The organism is Nonomuraea coxensis DSM 45129 (assembly GCF_019397265.1).
Lineage (GTDB): Bacteria > Actinomycetota > Actinomycetes > Streptosporangiales > Streptosporangiaceae > Nonomuraea > Nonomuraea coxensis.
Genome location: NZ_CP068985.1, coordinates 4,998,449 through 5,014,964 on the forward strand (window position 1 = coordinate 4,998,449; position 16,516 = coordinate 5,014,964).

Genomic DNA, 16,516 nt, shown 5'->3' on the forward strand with positions numbered 1-16,516 from the left:
TGCCGAATGGCTATATGTAACGCAACCCCGCGGCGGTCCGCCCGTCCGGCGGACCGCCGCGTCCGGCCTCCCTACTGCAGGATCTTGACGTCGTCCACGGCGGCCTCCACCAGGCTCGCGGTCGAGGCGTCGGCCGCCTCGACCACCACGCGGACGCTCTGGCCCGCGAACGCTGACACGTCGACCGTCGCGACCGCCCAGGCGCCGTCGCGGTCGGTGGCCGCGCCGAGCTGCTGGAACACGGTGCTCGTCGTGCTTCCGGCCACCTTGACCCGCAGGTAGTCGGCGCTGGAGGAGTTGCTGCCGTGCGCGAGGTACCAGGAGAACGACAGCTTCGGCGCCCCGGCGGGCAGCGTGATCGGCGGCGACTGGATCGAGGTCACTCCCCCGTCGACGTCGTTGGCGCCGGCGGACGATCCGGCCGACCGGCCGGTGACCAGGTCGTTGACGCCGCTGACCGTGGTGCCGAGCTGCTTGGCGCCGCTGGAGGTGGTGGCCTCGGGGTCTCCGCGCTCCCACAGGCCGCTCGTGGCGGTGCCGGCCACGGGCGTCCAGCCCCGGTCGGTCTCGAAGTCGTCCGCCCAGACCACGGTGGGCGGCACGGCGGTGCCGATGGTCCAGACCGCGTACGCGACCGCGTCGGCGTTGCGGTCGAGCGCGGTGTCGCTGATGTTGGCCGTCGTGTCGCAGGAGCGGTGGTAGCACGGGTCGAAGGCCTGCCCCGCCGTGCCGCCCCACAGCTGCGCCTGGGCGCTGGACTTGACGCCCTCGGCGCCGGTGAAGGTGCCGCCGGCCGGGATGCCCTGGGAGATGAACGGGCCGTAGTCCGAGCGGCCGTCGAAGTCGGTGCCGCGCGTGGGCACGCCGATCGAGGCGAAGTAGTCCTGGAGGACCCGTTCGAGGTCGGCGGAGCCGGCGGGGCCGGGGCCGGAGCCGACCCCGTCGGAGTTGTCGCCGTCGTAGATGAAGTAGCCGGCGTTGGGCGAGCCGACCATGTCGAAGTTGAGGTACCCCTTGATCTTGGCGCGTTCGGCGGCGGCCAGGTTGGTGACGTAGAACTGCGAGCCGCGCAGCCCCAGCTCCTCGGCGCCCCACCAGGCGAAGCGCAGGTGCTTGGTGGGCTGGAGCGCCTGCCGGGAGACCTCGAGCGCGGTCTCCAGGATCGCGGCGCTGCCGGAGCCGTTGTCGTTGATGCCGGGGCCGGCCGTCACGCTGTCGAGGTGGGCGCCGATCATGAGGATGTCGTCGGGGTTGCCGCCGGGCCAGTCGGCGATCACGTTGTAGCCGGTGGCGCCGTTGTAGGTGAACGACTGCAGGGTGGTCGTGTACCCGGCGGCGTCGAGGCGGCCTTTGACGTAGTTGGCTGAGGCGAGGTAGCCGGGCCGGCCGTGGGCGCGGTTGCCGCCGTTGGCGGTGGCGATGCTCTGTAACTGGGTCAGGTGCGCTTTGACCGCCGCCAGCGGGATGTCGGGCGCGGCGAGCGCCGCCGAGGCCGGCGCCGGCGCGCCGGTGAGGGCGCCGGCCAGGGCCAGGGTCACGGTGGTGAGTACGGCGAGCAGACGTGATCTCATGCCATTCCTCTGGGGATCTGACGGGACGAGATAATTCCCCCGCGATGGTGCTGTAAGGAACGTAATGGCACACGGGGAGGTCGCCTAGACCCGATCTCGCGCCCGGAAGAAGGTGCCGCCCGGGCCTCGCTCGGCCATATGGTCCTTTCTTCCGGAATGTCCTTTCGATGATCACTCCACCGCACGCGACCGGCGGAAAACATGACATCAGGTGTCGGGTTTCAGGAGGAAGGTGGTTCCTTCCGGATACCTGAGAACGAAGGACCTTCCTTGCACGAGACACCAGAAGAGCTGAAGCGGCTCCAGTCCCTTCTCGACGCCTCGCTCTCCCGCTCGACCGCGCACCTCCGCTCGATCGTCACCGCGCGCACCCTCCGGGCGGAGCAGCTCACCGAGGTCCTGACCGGCATGTGCACCCTCGCCCTGTCGACCGTGACGGCGAAGGGCGAGCCGCGGATCAGCGGCGCGGACGGGCACTTCCTGCACGGCATGTGGCACTTCGGCACGGCCCGCGAGGCCGCCAAGGCCCGCCACCTCGCGGCCCGTCCCGCCGCCAGCGCCGCCCACATGCGCGGGGAGGACCTGGGCGTGTTCACGCACGGCACCGTGGAGATCCTCAATCCCCTGGACGGCGAGCCGGCCCCTGACTGGCCGGACCTGCTCGCCTACTTCAAGGACTTCTACGGCGCCGGCGCCTTCGACTGGGACACCGAGGTGGTGTACTACCGGCTGCGTCCGCACTGGATGACGGTCTACGCCCCCGACTTCGCCAAACTGACCGCGTCCTAGCGTCCGGCGTCGTCGACCAGGACGCGCGCCAGGACGAAGGCGACGAGCCCGGCGAGGACCACCGACAGCAGGCCGGCGCGCAGGCTGACGAGGTCGGCGACGAACCCGACGAGCAGCGGCGACAGCAGGAACCCGCCGCGCAGCAGCCAGCTCACGACGGTCAGCCCGGTGCCGGGGGGCAGGCCGGGCAGCTCGTCGGCGGTGTGCATGGCGGCGGGGACGAGGGTGGCCGTGCCGAGCCCGGCCAGGACGAACCCGGCCAGCGCCGACGGGACGGACGGCACGGCCAGCGCGGCGCCCATCCCGGCGGCGGCCAGGAGGCCGCCCGCCCTGGTCACCGTCCGGTGGCCGAAGCGGTCCACGACGCGGTCGCCGGACAGGCGGCCGACGGTCATGGCGGTCTGGAAGGCCACGACCGCGAGGCCGGCGGTGGCGGCGTCGGCGCGCAGGCCGGTGAGGTAGAGGGCGCCCCAGGACGCGCCGGCGTCCTCGACGAGCGCGCCGCACGCGGCCAGCAGGCCGAGCGCGGCGAGCATCCCCACCGCCGGCCCCCCGGACGAACGCCGCCCCGGCCGCCCGCCGGAAGCCGCCGGATCGCCGCCGGTGGCCGCTCCGCCGTCTCCGGAAGCGGGACGGGCGGCGTTCGGGGCAGGGGCCGGAGGGGCTGCGTTCGGGGCAGGGGCGGGATGGGCGGTGGCAGGAGCGGGATGGCCGTCGGCGGAGGCTGGGGGCCGGGGGGCGCGTTCGGCGTTCTCCGGGCCGGGCAGCAGGAACCGGTAGGCGGCGACGGCGACGGCGCTGATCAGCGCGGCGGAGATCCCCAGATGGACCGCCAGGGGCAGGCGGAGCCCGGCGGCGGCCGCGCCCATCAGGCCGCCCAGCACCGCGCCGATGCTCCACACCCCGTGCAGCGAGTTGAGTATGGACCGCTGGTAGAGCCGTTGCACGCGCAGGCCGTGGGCGTTCTGCGCGACGTCCACCACGGCGTCGAGCGCGCCCACGACGAACAGCACGCCGCCGAAGGCGACCCAGTTCGGCGCGAACGGGATCGCCAGGATCGCGAGCGTGGTGGCGACGGTGCCGGACACCGCCACCCGGGCCGAGCCGAAACGGCGGACGAACACCCCGGCGAGCAGCCCGGCCAGCAGCGCGCCGACCGAGAAGGCGGCCACCGCGCCGCCGAAGACGGCGTTGCTCACGCCGAGGTCGGCCTTGATCTGCGGATAGCGCGGGACCACGTTGAAGAACACGGCGCCGTTGGTGAGGAACAGCGCCGCGACGGCGGCGCGGGCCAGCCGCGCCTGGCGGCCGGGCGCGGAGGGAAGGGCGGCGGGACGGATCCGTTCGGGCGTCATCGGGCCCGGCGGCGGGTCCGGGAATCGTTCGTGCCGGGGAGGACCGGGTTCCCATCAGGCATCATGTGTACGAGCGTACAGAGCCGTGCTTGATCGTCCCCGCCGGGACCGGCCGAGACCGGCAGGAAAGGAAGGGCTTCCATGGAGGCGCCCGACGGCGACGAGCGGCGGTGCCGGGCGGCAGCGGCCGGACGGCCCGCCGCGCCGGCCGAGCTGAGCGAGCTCCGCCAGGCCGGCACCTACCTGGTGGACGACCGCGGCCGGATCATCGAGGTCAGCGCCCAGGCGCTGCGCCTGCTCGGGCGCACGGCCGACGAGCTGCTCGGGCGGGACGCCCACGACGTGCTGCATCGCGGCCGCTACGGCGAGAGCCTGCCCCGCAGCCGGTGCGCGATGCGGCAGCCCCTCATCGCCGGGCGCAGCGGGCAGGGGGAGCTGGAGTGGTTCGAGCGCGGGGACGGCACCCTGCTGCCGGTCTCCTGGCTGCTCACGCCGTGCGGCCTCGGCGGAGGGCGCACCGGCTCGCTGGTGATCTTCTACGAGTCCGGGATTGCCGAGCCCGCCCGGCGGGAGCCGGAGAGCGCCTCGGCCTCGATGTCGGAGCTCGACCGGCTGGCCCTGCTCGCGGAGACGACCACGATCCTCACGGCCAGCCTGGAGGTGGCGGAGACGCTGCGCCAGCTCGTCCGGCTCACGGTGCCGCTGCTGGCGGACTGGGCGGTGGTGGACCTGCTCACCGAGGACCACGGCGTGTCACGCGCCGTGGTGGCGCACCACGAGAACGGCGGCGTGATCCACCGGGAGGACCTCCAGGGGCCGATGCCGCCGGTGCCGGAGGAGTCGCCGATGCCGCTGTCGCGGGCGCTGCGCGGCGTCACCGCGACGCTGGCCGGCCCCGAGACCTACCGGGGGACGCCCGACTCGCACATCGCGGTCGCCCAGCGGAAGCTGTTCCAGGCCACGGGCATGCACTCGGCGTGCATCGTCCCCATCCGCGGGGTGCGCGAGGTGGTGGGGGCGCTGACCCTCGGGCGGGCCGACCAGCCGGGCGCGTTCACCACGACCGACCTGCTCCTGGTCGAGGACATCGCCCGCCGCGCCGGGCTGGCCCTGGACAACGCCCGCCTGTACGAGCGGCAGCGCCGCGTGGCCGAGACCATGCAGCGCCACCTGCTGCCGCAACTGCCGGTCGTGCCGGGCGTGCGGATGAGCGCCCGGTACGTTCCCGCGCCCCGCGCCTCGCAGGTCGGCGGCGACTGGTACGACGCCTTCCACCTGCCGGGCGGCGGCACCGCGCTGGTGATCGGCGACGTGGTCGGCCACGACCTCGACGCCGCCGCCGGCATGGCGCAGATCTGCAACATGCTGCGCGCCTACGCCGGAGCGCAGCGGGAGTCGCCCCGCACGGTCCTGGACCGGCTGGACCTGGCGGTGACCCGGATGGCGCAGACCACGATGGCCACCGTCGTCCTCGCCCACCTGGAGCGCGCGGGCGACGAGGGCTGGCTGCTGCGCTGGGCCAACGCCGGCCATCCCCCGCCGCTCCTCGTCGAGCAGGACGGGCGGGCCCGGTTCCTGGAGGCGGGGCACGGCCCGCTGCTGGGCACCGGGCTGCGTCCCGCCCGCGCCGACGCCGTGATCGAGCTGCCGCCCGGCTCGGCCCTGCTGCTCTACACCGACGGGCTCGTCGAGTCCCGGGCGCACAACCTCGACGAGGGCCTGGGCCGGCTGTGCCGGCGCGCCGCCGGCCTGGCCGGCCTCCCGCTGGACGCCCTCTGCGACCTGCTGCTCGACGACGTGCGGCCGGCCGACAACGACGACGACGTGGCCATGCTGGCGCTGCGCGTCCCCTGAGCCGGGCAGGGCGGCGGGCCGGACGGCGGGCCAGCCGGCGGGCCAGCCGGCGGGCCAGCCGGCGGGCTAGGCGACGGCCGAGGTCAGCTCGGCGACGTCGTCATCGCTGAGCCGGAGGCCCGCGGCGGCGACGTTCTGCTCCAGGTGCTCGACCGACGACGTGCCGGGGATGGGCAGCATGACGGGCGAGCGGCGGAGCAGCCAGGCGAGCGCGAGCTGCGAGGGCGTGGCCGACATCCGGGAGGCGAGGTCCGCGAGCGGCCCGCCCGCCTTCGCCAGGCTGCCGGTGGCCAGCGGGAACCAGGGGATGAAGGCGATCCGGTGGCGTTCGCAGTGGTCGAGCACGTCCTCGGCGGAGCGGTTGGCCAGGTTGTACAGGTTCTGGACGGAGGCGATCGGGGTGATGGCGCGGGCCTGCTCGATCTGGTGGACGGTCACCTCCGACAGGCCGATGTGCGCGACCTTCCCTTCGTCCTTGAGCGCTTTCAGCTCGCCGACCTGATCCTCAAGGGGCACCTGGGGGTCGACGCGGTGGAGCTGGAGCAGCGCGATGCGTTCGACGCCGAGGATGCGCAGGCTCATCTCGCACTGCTGGCGCAGGTAGGCCGGCCTGCCGACGGGTGTCCACTGGTCCGGGCCCTGCCGGGTGAGCCCCGCCTTGGTGGCGATGACGATGTCCTCGTCGTACGGGGCGAGGGCGCGGCGCAGCAGCGGCTCGGCGACCATCGGGCCGTAGGAGTCGGCGGTGTCGAAGAGGGTCACGCCGAGCTCCGCCGCCCTGCGCAGGACCCGTACGGCGTTGTCCGGGTCGGCCGGCGGCCCCCACACGCCCCGGCCGGTGAGCTGCATCGTCCCGTAGCCGAGGCGGTTGACGCCGAGGGCGCCGTCGATCTCGAAGCGGCCGGAAGCGTCGGCCGTCACAGTGGTCATCGCGGGATCCTTTCTCCGGAAGCCGCGCGCCGGGATCCTGGACTCCCGCCGCGCCACGGGCTCCGCGCACCCCGGGTGCCTGCCCGGTGCCTCCACGCCCTACCTCAATGTGCCGGCAAACCCTGCCAAAACTCCCGCCGGGCGGGCGGAGGGGTGCGGAGGGTTCAGTCCCGGGCCGCCGGGCAGGGGCGCAGCGTCGGCGCCTGCACGCGAAGGGAGAGAGCCATGAGCGAGCTCGATCACGGCATCGCCGATCTGAACGGCGACCAGGCCGCCGTCTTCCAGGCCGTCTCCTACCTGGAGAGCGGCCCCGCCGGGCCGGGCGACCTGGAGGAGATCGCCCGCCGGGCGGGGCTCGACCGGGAACGCGCCTCACGCGCCCTCGACGAGCTCATGGGCCCGCTCGGCCTGGTCACCGCCGTGGAGGATCCGAGCGGCGCCCGAGGGCACGCGGTGTACCGCGTCCAGTCCTTGGGCTGACGTACGGTCAGGACTGCCCGGAGCCGGGGGTGCGGGCGTTGAGCCGGTTGAGCGTGAGCGCCAGCGTCGTGCCGTACACCAGGTGTCCGGCGACCATGACCGCCTGGCGGCCACGCCGGTCGCGGACGGCCGGTGGCAGGATGCCGAGCCGCGGGACCCAGCCCTGGTAGCTGGAGAGCCAGATCGCCAGCGCGTAGCCGGCGCCGAGCGGCGCGGGCGTGTGCCGGCCCCGGGTCAGCAGCCCGTACAGGGAGCCGGCGGCGGCGCCGAAACCAAGGTGGGCCAGCGCCCCCGCCACGCCCTCCCCCGGCTTGGGCCGGTGCCGGTGGCCCGGCAGCATCGCCCGGGCGATGCGCTTGGGTGGCTGGTCCGGCATGAGTCCCAGGCGGCTCCCCGCGAGCATGACCACACTCATCGTGGCGGTGGCGGCCGTGCCGCCCAGGGCGCCCTTCATCACGTTGCGCAGCATGCATGGCGGTTGCCCGTCAGAGCACGACGGTAACGCCACCGATGCCACCTTTTGCCGCTGGGATGGAATCGGTAATGCCCCGCGTGGCAGCCGGAGGCAGGGGTAGTCACGGATCGTGACCGAGGGAGGACGATCGTGACAGCACAGCAGACCGCGCCGGAGAGGATGTCCGAGGGGGACGTCATCGACCTGCTGCAGGCCCAGCACGGCATGATCAGGGACCTGTTCGACGAGGTCGAGCAGGCGTCCGCGGAGCGGCGGCCGGAGGCGTTCACCCGGCTCGTGCGGCTGCTGGCCGTGCACGAGACGGCCGAGGAGGAGATCGTGCACCCGCGCGCGCGGCACGCGTTCGAGGGCGGCGACGGCATCGTGGACGACCGGCTCGCCGAGGAGCGCGAGGCCAAGGAGCTGCTGCAGCGGATGGACGAGGCCGGGGCGGACGCGCCCGACTTCATGCCGAACCTGATCATGCTGCGCGCGGCGGTCGAGGCGCACGCGCGCAGCGAGGAGCGCTACGAGTTCACCAAGCTGTACGCCCACACCACCAAGGCCGAGCGGCGCGCCATGGCCGCGGGCGTCAAGGCCGCCGAGGCGATGGCGCCCACCCATCCGCACCCCGGCGTGGAGTCGGCGACGAAGAACCTCCTCATGGGAACTCCGGCCGCCATGATGGACCGGGTCCGCGACGTCATCCGGCAGGCGATGGGGAAGAACCCCTGAGCGAGTGACGTCGCGGCCGGTCCGGGGCCGGCGCCCGCGGACGCGGTGAGCGTCAGGGCGCCTGCCCATGGCCTGGCGGATGACGTCCCGCGCCGCGACCCCGCGACTAAACTGCGGTCATGACCGCAGAGTCGACCCCCCTCACCCTCGCGCAGCTCGCCGAGCTGGCGGGGGTCTCGACCGCCACGGTCTCCAAGGTCGTCAACGGCCGCGCCGAGGTCTCGCCGGAGACGCGGGCCGCCGTCGAGGCGCTCATCCGGCGGCACGGCTACCGCAGGCAGCGCCGGCGGCCCGCGCCGGCCGCCGTGGTCGAGGTGGTCTTCCACGCGCTGGAGGGCGACTACCCCGTCGAGATCATCAAGGGCGTCGAGCAGGTGGCGCGCGAGCACCAGCTCACGGTGGCGGTGTCGGAGCTGCACCGCCGCGACCCCGCGGAGCAGGGCTGGCTGGAGGGCGTGTTACGCCGCCGCCCGACCGGGGTCGGCGTGATCGCGGTGTTCTCCAGCCTCGACGAGACGCAGCGGGAGCGGCTCGCCCGGCGCGAGATCCCCCTCGTCCTGCTCGATCCCGCCGACGACCCCGGCAGGGGGATCCCGTCGGTGAGCGCGGGCAACTGGAACGGCGGGCTGGCGGCCACCCGCCACCTGCTGGAGCTGGGGCACCGCCGGATCGGCGTCATCACCGGCCCCGGCTACGCGCTGTCCGGCCGGGCCCGGCTGGACGGCTACCGCACCGCCCTGGACATGGCGGGCGTCCCCGTCGATCCCGACCTCGTCGCCTGCGGCAGCTTCCTCATCGAGGGCGGCCTGGCGGCGGCGCAGCGGCTGCTGCGGCTGCCCGATCCGCCCACGGCCATCTTCGCCACCAACGACGGCCAGGCGATCGGCGTCTACCACGCGGCCCACCGGCTCGGCCTGCGCGTCCCCGACGACCTGAGCGTGGTCGGCTTCGACGACCTGCCGTCCGTGCGCTGGGCCCTTCCGCCGCTCACCACGATCCGCCAGCCGCTCGCCGGCATGGCCGCGGCGGCCACCACCATGCTGCTGACGCTCGCGCAGGGCGAGCCGCTGCCGCAGAGCCGCATCGAGCTCGCCACCGAGCTGGTCGTCCGCGAGAGCACGGCCGCTCCCGCCAGGTGACGTCCCGCCGGAGCGGGCCTGGGGCGGGCTTGACGAGCCGGATACCCGGACCCTCGTAAGCTGGCCTTATGACATGGAGCCGGACGAGCCGTGGCGCGGCCGGGTGACAGCGGTTCGATACCGGGCGCGGCGATCGCGTCGTCCCGCCTGGACGACCTGCTGATCGAGGCCGTGTTCAGCGTCGGCGCCCACCTGGGCGCCGTCTACGTCCTGGATCCCGGCGACGAGCTGCTGGCCATGGAGGTCTCGATCGGGGCCCCGGCCGACACCGCCAGGGTCTGGGCGAGGCTCCGGCTGAGCGACCCCGCGCCCGTCACGCTCGCCGTGCGGGAGCGGCGGCTGGTCTGGCTCGGCGACCGGGTCGCCATGGCGCGCGCCTTTCCGGCGGCGGCGCTGGCGCTGCCGTACCACTTCGGCGTGGCCGCCGTCCCGCTGTGCGCCGGCGGGGCCGTCTGGGGCGCTCTCGTCCTGGGCTGGCCCACCGGCGGCGAGAGCGAGCTCCCCCGGCGTCCGCTCGACGTGATGGACGACGTCGGCGCCAGGATGGGACGCCTGCTCAGGCAGGCGCACGCGCGTGGCCAGCCGGTCGTCCCGCATCCGCTGCCCCGCCTGCTGAACCCGGTCCGGGCACATGCGCCCGGACCGTACGCCGGGCTGACCGCGCTGAGCTGCCTCAGCAGCCTGCCGGAGGGCTACTGCCACCTGGACGGGCGCGGCCAGGTGACGCTCGTGACGGCGGCGGCGGCCGAGCTGCTCGCCTGCCGGCCGTCGGAGCTGGTCGGCAAGCGCTTCAGCAGGGCTCTGCCCTGGCTGGACGACCCCGTTCACGAGGACCGGTACCGGGCGGCCGTCCTCAGCCATCGGCCCACGGCGTTCACCGCCCGCCGGCCCGACGGGCGGCTGCTGTCGTTCCGCTGCTATCCCAGCGTGCCCGGCGTCACCCTGCGGATCACGCCCGCCGACGCCCCCGGAACCGCCGGCGAGGACGCGGGCGGCCGGGCCGGCGTGACCGGCCTGCACGACGTGCTGCACCTCGCCACCGCCCTCGCCCGGGCGACCACCGCGCGGGACGTGGCCGACCTGGTGGCCGACCGGGTCCTGCCGGCCTGCGAGGCGCAGGCGATGGCCATCCTCACCTGGGACAGCGGCCGGATCCGGGTGGTGGCCGCGCGCGGCTACGGCGCGGAGGCGCTGGAGTCGTTCCACGGGCGGCCGATCGGCCAGGCGACGGACGAGGGGCACGACGGCGACGAGGGCACGCCCGCCTTCTACGGGAGCCCGGACGAGCTCCGCGCGGCCTACCCCGACACCGGGCCCACCGGCGGCATGAACGCCTGGACGATGCTGCCCCTCGTGGCGCTCGGCCGCTCGATCGGCACGTGCCTGCTGGCGTGGGACCGCCCGCACGAGTTCGGCGAGGGGCAGCGCGCCATGCTGAGCGCGATCGGCGGGCTGGTCACCCAGGCGTTCGAGCGGGCCTGGCTGTACGACCACAAGCACCAGCTCGCCCAGTCCCTGCAGTCGAGCCTGCTGCCGAAGGACCTCCCCGAGTTCCCCGGCCTGGAGGTGGCGGCCCGCTACGTCCCGCTGACCCCCGGCATGGACATCGGCGGCGACTTCTACGACCTGATCCGGCTCGACGACTGCCTGGCGGCGGCGGTCATCGGCGACGTCCAGGGCCACGACATGACGGCCGCCGCGCTGATGGGCCAGGCCCGCACCGCCATCCGCGCCCACGCCGCCGCCGGGGCGAGCCCGGGAGAGGTGCTGTCGCGCACCAACCAGCTGCTCACCGCGCAGACGCCCGACCGCTTCACGAGCTGCCTGTACGTCGCCTTCGACCTGCGCCGCCGCGTCGCGCTCCTGGCCAGCGCCGGGCATCTGCCGCCGGTGCTCGGCCTGCTCGGCGCGCCGGCCGAGGTCATCGACCCCTCCTCCGGCCTGCTGCTCGGCATCGACCCGGACGCCGAGTACGTCACCACGACCGTGAACGTGCCGCCGGGCGCGACCCTCGCCCTCTACACCGACGGCCTCGTGGAGAAGCCCGGCGGTGACCTGAGCGACGGGATCGCCGCCCTCGCCGCCCGGTTCACGCCCGCCCCCGGCCGGCCCCTGGACGACCTGGCGGACGACCTCATCGCGGCGGCCGGCGAGGAGGACCGGCGCACGGACGACAGCGCTCTGCTGCTCCTGCGCAGCGCCGCGCCCGGCGGGTGCCCGCCGGGTGTGTGAGCGGGGCGTGTCGCGGGGAGATCTGCCCGGATGGGAGTGGTCGGCATGGGGGCGGCCGGCGCCGCGGAATGGTTCGCCGGGCAGGGCTGGGTCCAACTGGGCGAGCTGGCCCTGGCCCTGCTGCTGTCCGCGCTGATCGGGCTGGAGCGGGAGTCGCGGCAGAAGAGCGCCGGGCTGCGGACGCACACGCTGGTCGGCTTCGCCTCCGCGCTGATCGTGATCGTGTCCAAGTACGGCTTCTCCGACGTCCTCGGCGAGAACGTCGCGCTGGACCCCTCGCGGGTGGCCGCCCAGATCGTGTCCGGGATCGGGTTCATCGGCGGCGGCCTGATCTTCGTCCGGCGGGACGCGGTGCGGGGGCTGACCACGGCCGCGGTGGTCTGGCTGACCTGCGCGGTGGGCATGGCCGCCGGAGCCGGCCTGTGGCTGCTGGCCGTCGTGGTGACCGCCGGCCACTTCCTCGTGACGTTCGGCTTCCGGCCGCTGGAGGCCCGGATGGCGCGCTCGCGGTACAGCCGGGCACGGCTGCGCGTGACGTACCTGGACCAGCGGGGCGCGCTGCGGCAGGTGCTGTCCATCTGCACCGAGCGGGGGTTCGTCATCGCGAAGCTGAGCCTGGAACGCCACCGCGAGGGCCGGGACCCGCACCTGATCTCGATCTGGCTGGTCGTTCAGGGCTCGGCGCCGATCGGCCCGCTCATCGCGGAGCTGGTCGAGGTCGAGGGCGTCCGCGGGGTGTCGAGCGCCGAGATCGAGGGATCGGCGGTCTGACCCCGCGGACGGGTTTCGCCCGCTACCCGAGGACGGGGTAGTTCGCGCGCAGCACGCCGTGCGGGTCGCGGGCGCGCTTGATCTCCCGCAGCCGGGCGAGCGTCGCCTCGGGGAACGCCTGCCCGGCCCGCTCGCCGCGGGCCAGCATCGTGTACGGCTTGCGCCCGCTGACCGCCTCGCCCAGCTCCTCGGCGAACGCGGCCTGCCGGTCGCCGACCGCCGCCGCCTGCCCCGGCTCGGCCGCCGGCCCGAACATGTAGACCAGGTACGGCTCCATGACCGGCCCGCTCGGCCCCGCGCCGGGACGCCCGGCGGCCAGCGCGCCCCCGAGGTGCCTGACCTGCAGCCCGAACATCGGCTCGACCGGCTCCTCGGCCAGCACCTTGGCGGTCACCTCGTCCACGCTGGTGAGCAGCTCGGTGCGCGAGCGGCCGGGCGAGGGGTCGGTGGGGTCCTCGGCGATGCCGCCCAGATCGGCCACCGCGACCGGCCCCCGCCTGTCCACGACCAGGTCGCCGATCCGGTCGAGGCGGGCCAGCAGCCCGCGTCCCTCGCCTTCCTCGCCGAGGAAGGCGGTGTCGATCCCGACCATGGGCGGGGCCTGCGGGAAGCTCACCCGGCCGAACCAGACGGACAGCTCGTCCGGCGCCCCGGCGGTGATCTCCAGGAAGGCGTCGAACACCTCGCGGGCGCGGTGGCCCGGCCACATCATGCGGCCGCCGTACAGGGCGGGCGCCGGGTACAGCTCGAACTCGACGGCCGTGACCAGCGCGAAGTCGCCGCCGCCGCCGCGCAGCGCCCAGAACAGGTCGGGGTCGGAGGCCGCGGTGACCCGGGCCCGCTCGCCGTCCGCCGTGACCACGTCGAAGGCGCGCACGCTGTCGGCCGCGAAGCCGTGCCGGCGGCCGAACCAGCTCAGGCCGCCGCCGAGGGTGTAGCCGGTCACGCTGACCACGGGGCTGCTGCCGGCCAGGCCGGTGAGGCCGTGCGGGCCGGCCGCCGCCAGCACCTGACCCCATTTCGCGCCCGCGCCCACACGGGCGGTGCGCGCCTCCGGGTCCACGCTGACCTCGTCCAGCGCGCCGGTGCGCAGCAGGATCACGCCGTCAGCGGCGCCGGAGGCGCCGTGGCCGCTCGGCTGGGCGGCCACGGCGATCCCCGCGCGGCGCGCGTACGCGACCGTCGCGGCCACGTCGGCCGCGCCCGCCGCCTCGACCACGGCGGCCACCCGCTGCTCCACCGACAGGTTCCACGGCCTGGACGCCTGCTCGAACCCGTCGTCGCCGGGCAGCAGAACCCGGCCCTCGGCGACCGCGCGCAACTCGGTGTGCGTCATTCCTCATCACTCCTTCAGCTCGCCCCCCGTCGGGAGCCACCGGTTGGACGACCAGGGACGCGCGGACGTGACCGTCCGCCGAGGTGACATGCGTCACATCCGTCACGGTGGGAACGGTCCGGAAATCGACATTCCGTCATCCGCCGAAAACACATCGCGTCAATTCCACGCAAAGCAATTCCGGGATGACGCGATGTCACTCGTGCCGTGAAATCAGACCGCCCGGCTTTCGGCCGCGTCTGGAAGGATCGAACGCAGGCGAAGGGAGAATTTCGAGATGGCATTGGTGAATGTCGGCTTACGACGCCTGCTCGTGGACACGGGCGAGCCCCGGGACTGGGTGACGCCACGGACGGATCTCGTCACGGCGCTGCTGGGCGTGTGGTTCGGCATAGGACTGATGATCGACGCCTGGGCGCACACCAATCTCTCCGGCGAGCTGGAGACGTTCTTCACCCCTTGGCACGCCGTTTTCTATTCGGGATTCGCGGCGGTGTCGGGGTGGATGATCTGGCAGGCGTGGCGCAACGTCCGCGCGGGCCGGCAGGGCCTCGCCGCGGTGCCGCGCGGATATCTGGCGGGGCTGGTGGCGATTCCGGCATTCGCCGCGTTCGGCTTCGCCGACATGATGTGGCACACGCTGCTCGGCATCGAGACGACCGTGGACATCCTGTTCAGCCCGTCGCACCTGGGGCTGATCACGACGATGCTGCTCATCATCACCACGCCGCTCCGCTCCGCCTGGAACGCCCCCGACGTGGGCCCGCGCCCGTCCCTCGGGCGGCTGCTGCCCGCGCTGGTCGGGCTCGCGTTCGCGACCACGCTGGTGTCGCTGTTCCTGTCGTACGGCGACGCCATGCAGTGGCGGCCGATGCGCATCGTCGAGGCGTTCTCCGTCATGGACGACGGCGGGGCCGAGCGGCTCGCGACCGCGATGGTCATCAGCAACGTCATCCTGCTGGCTCCGGTGCTGCTGCTCCTGCGCCGCTGGGAGCTGCCCTTCGGCGCGATGACCCTCATGTACGCGGTGGCGGTCCTGATGTCCGGCGCGCAGACCGAGTTCGCGAACCTGCCGATCCTGCTGGCCGTGGTGGGCGGAGGGCTCGCGGGCGACCTGCTGATCCGGTGGCTGCGGCCGTCGGCGGCGCGGCGCCGGGAATACTGGACGTTCGCGGGGCTGTCGGGCTTCGCCACGTGGGCGCTGTACATCGGCGCCGCCTCGGCGGCGGGCGGCGGCATCCCGGCCGTGCCGGAGCTGTGGACCGGCGCGCCGATCGTGGCCGGGCTGATCGGGCTGGCGCTCGGCGTGCTGTTCCTGCCGAACGCAACCGCCCCCTCCCCTGACCTGGACGCGGGCGCCGGCGTCGAGAAGGCATGAGGCTCGCCCGGCTGCTCGCGCTCGCCGCGCTCCTCGCCCTGCTGCCGGTCCTGTTGCCGGTGGGCGCGTCCCCGGCCGCGGCGCACAACGTCTCGGCCAGGGCGGACCTGCGGATCGCGCAGACGATCGCGGGCACGGAGCTCACCGTCGTCGTCAAGGGCACCTCGCGGGTGCCCGGCCCGCTGCGGATCGGGATCACCGCCTACCAGCCGGTCACCGCCCTGCCGGTCGCCCTGGAGGTGCGCTCGGCCGAGGACGGGCGCACGGTGACGGGCCAGGCTCTGGCGTCGGCCGATCCGCGGTACACGGAGCTGCGGGTGGAGCGGACCGGGCCGCACGTGCTCACGTTGCGCGCGGGCGGGGAGAGCGCCGTGGTGCCGTTCCGGGTCCTGGTGGAGCGGGGGTCGGGGGCGGAGCTGCTGATCTACGGCGGGTTCTTCGTGGCCGGGGTGCTGCTCGTGGGCGGGCTCCTCTTCGGGGCGCTCGCCCGGCCCGGACCGGCGATGGCGGTCGCGGCCGGGGCCGCGGCGGGGGTGACGGTGGCGGCGATGGCCGTCGTGTTCGAGCCGATGGTGCCGGCGGGGCCGCCCGACGGGGCCGCGCCGTCGGTCACCGCCCTGGCCGGCGGGGGGCGGCCGTACGTGCAGGAACGGGTGACGACGGAGCCGGCGCGGCCGGTCGCGGGAGAGGAGTTCACCTTGCGGGTGGATCTGGTGGACGGCTCCACCGGGCGGCCCGTGGACGACCTGACCGTCCACCACGAGGCGCTCGCCCACCTGGTCGTCACCAGCGAGGACGGGAGCTATTTCCGTCACGTCCACCCACTGCGCACCGGTCCCGGGCGGCTGGAGGTCCGGCTGCGCGCCGACCGCTCCGGCCGCTACCTCGCGCACACCGAGCTGGAACGCGAGGACTCCGGCGGCCAGCTCCTGACGTCGGCCTTCGCCGTGCACGCCCCCGGCCCCCAGCGCGCCACCGGCGACGCGGACGACGCCGGCGACGGCACGGGCAGCGACGCGAACGCCAGCACGGGCGACGGCACAGGCGGCACGGGCGACGGCACGGGCGGCACGGGCGACGGCACGGGCGGCGGGGTGAGGACGGGCGTGGCCGGGCCGGTGCTGACGCCCGTCGTGCCGGTCGCCGGGCGGCCGGCGACGATCGAGATGGACGCGGCCGGGCCGGTGCGGCCGTGGCTGGGGATGGCCGGGCACCTGATCGTCCGCGACCGCGACGGCGGCTTCCTCGGCCACGTGCACGAGATGGGCTCCCCGGACTCCCGGCTGCGTTTCACCTTCAGCTTCCCGGCCGCGGGGAGCTACCTGGCCTGGGTCCAGTACGCGCTGGCCGGCCGCATCGTGACCGTGCCGTTCACGGTCGAGGTGACCGCGCAGGAGAACGCGCGATGAGGCGGCGGGCCCTGATCGCCGCCGTCCTCGTCGTGGCCGCCGTGGCGATCTTCGTCGTGGGCCGCGGCATGGCGGCCGAGCCG

Annotated in this window: 14 protein-coding genes; 9 read left to right on the forward strand and 5 right to left on the reverse strand. The window is 74.4% G+C overall.

The genetic code is table 11. The annotated features are described in order from the left end of the window. Positions 1-71 precede the first annotated feature (71 nt). Positions 72-1,571 (reverse strand): M28 family peptidase, encoded by a 1,500-nt coding sequence (locus tag Nocox_RS23590; protein WP_020540336.1) that lies wholly within the window; start codon positions 1,569-1,571, stop codon positions 72-74. Between the two features lie 270 nt (positions 1,572-1,841). Between Nocox_RS23590 and Nocox_RS23595 the strand changes: the two genes are divergently transcribed. Next, complete coding sequence (locus Nocox_RS23595; RefSeq protein ID WP_020540335.1) at positions 1,842-2,360, forward strand: pyridoxamine 5'-phosphate oxidase family protein; 519 nt, start codon at positions 1,842-1,844, stop codon at positions 2,358-2,360. Here Nocox_RS23595 and Nocox_RS23600 read toward each other — a convergent pair. Beyond that, positions 2,357-3,715: an MFS transporter gene (locus tag Nocox_RS23600; protein WP_020540334.1), complete on the reverse strand. Its 1,359-nt coding sequence runs from the start codon at positions 3,713-3,715 to the stop codon at positions 2,357-2,359. The two genes, Nocox_RS23595 and Nocox_RS23600, sit on opposite strands and share 4 nt — an antisense overlap. 141 nt (positions 3,716-3,856) lie before the next feature. Here Nocox_RS23600 and Nocox_RS23605 point away from each other — a divergent pair, with 141 nt between their 5' ends. After that, positions 3,857-5,569, forward strand: coding sequence for a SpoIIE family protein phosphatase (locus tag Nocox_RS23605; RefSeq protein WP_020540333.1), 1,713 nt, complete (start codon positions 3,857-3,859; stop codon positions 5,567-5,569). A 66-nt stretch (positions 5,570-5,635) separates the two neighbouring features. Here the strand turns inward: Nocox_RS23605 and Nocox_RS23610 are convergent, their stop codons facing one another. Continuing rightward, positions 5,636-6,499 carry an aldo/keto reductase gene (locus Nocox_RS23610; protein WP_020540332.1) on the reverse strand — a complete coding sequence of 288 codons (864 nt, stop codon included), beginning with the start codon at positions 6,497-6,499 and terminating at the stop codon, positions 5,636-5,638. Between the two features lie 225 nt (positions 6,500-6,724). Here Nocox_RS23610 and Nocox_RS23615 point away from each other — a divergent pair, with 225 nt between their 5' ends. Further along, on the forward strand, positions 6,725-6,979 hold the full coding sequence (locus tag Nocox_RS23615) for a MarR family transcriptional regulator (protein WP_020540331.1): 255 nt from the start codon (positions 6,725-6,727) through the stop codon (positions 6,977-6,979). Between the two features lie 7 nt (positions 6,980-6,986). On the opposite strand, the gene Nocox_RS23620 is transcribed toward Nocox_RS23615, so the two are convergent. Further along, positions 6,987-7,448, reverse strand: coding sequence for a DUF6789 family protein (locus tag Nocox_RS23620; RefSeq protein WP_020540330.1), 462 nt, complete (start codon positions 7,446-7,448; stop codon positions 6,987-6,989). Positions 7,449-7,583: 135 nt separating this feature from the next. On the opposite strand from Nocox_RS23620, the gene Nocox_RS23625 reads away from it, so the two are divergent. From Nocox_RS23625 to Nocox_RS23640, 4 genes are all read left to right on the forward strand, one after another. Next, a complete protein-coding gene (locus Nocox_RS23625) occupies positions 7,584-8,168 on the forward strand; it encodes a hemerythrin domain-containing protein (protein ID WP_246649512.1) in 585 nt (194 codons plus the stop codon). 119 nt (positions 8,169-8,287) lie between these two features. Further along, entirely contained in the window at positions 8,288-9,307 is a 1,020-nt protein-coding gene (locus Nocox_RS23630) for a LacI family DNA-binding transcriptional regulator (protein ID WP_020540328.1), read from the forward strand. Between the two features lie 90 nt (positions 9,308-9,397). After that, entirely contained in the window at positions 9,398-11,539 is a 2,142-nt protein-coding gene (locus tag Nocox_RS23635) for a SpoIIE family protein phosphatase (protein WP_020540327.1), read from the forward strand. A gap of 30 nt (positions 11,540-11,569) precedes the next feature. Beyond that, entirely contained in the window at positions 11,570-12,310 is a 741-nt protein-coding gene (locus Nocox_RS23640) for an MgtC/SapB family protein (RefSeq protein WP_020540326.1), read from the forward strand. 22 nt (positions 12,311-12,332) lie between these two features. On the opposite strand, the gene Nocox_RS23645 is transcribed toward Nocox_RS23640, so the two are convergent. Next, positions 12,333-13,646 carry an FAD-binding oxidoreductase gene (locus Nocox_RS23645; RefSeq protein ID WP_020540325.1) on the reverse strand — a complete coding sequence of 438 codons (1,314 nt, stop codon included), beginning with the start codon at positions 13,644-13,646 and terminating at the stop codon, positions 12,333-12,335. Positions 13,647-13,923: 277 nt separating this feature from the next. Between Nocox_RS23645 and Nocox_RS23650 the strand changes: the two genes are divergently transcribed. Both Nocox_RS23650 and Nocox_RS23655 read left to right on the forward strand, forming a co-directional pair. Continuing rightward, on the forward strand, positions 13,924-15,024 hold the full coding sequence (locus tag Nocox_RS23650) for a hypothetical protein (RefSeq protein ID WP_157382738.1): 1,101 nt from the start codon (positions 13,924-13,926) through the stop codon (positions 15,022-15,024). Further along, positions 15,021-16,433 carry a hypothetical protein gene (locus tag Nocox_RS23655; protein WP_020540323.1) on the forward strand — a complete coding sequence of 471 codons (1,413 nt, stop codon included), beginning with the start codon at positions 15,021-15,023 and terminating at the stop codon, positions 16,431-16,433. The genes Nocox_RS23650 and Nocox_RS23655 overlap by 4 nt, the downstream gene beginning before the upstream one ends. Positions 16,434-16,516 lie beyond the last annotated feature (83 nt).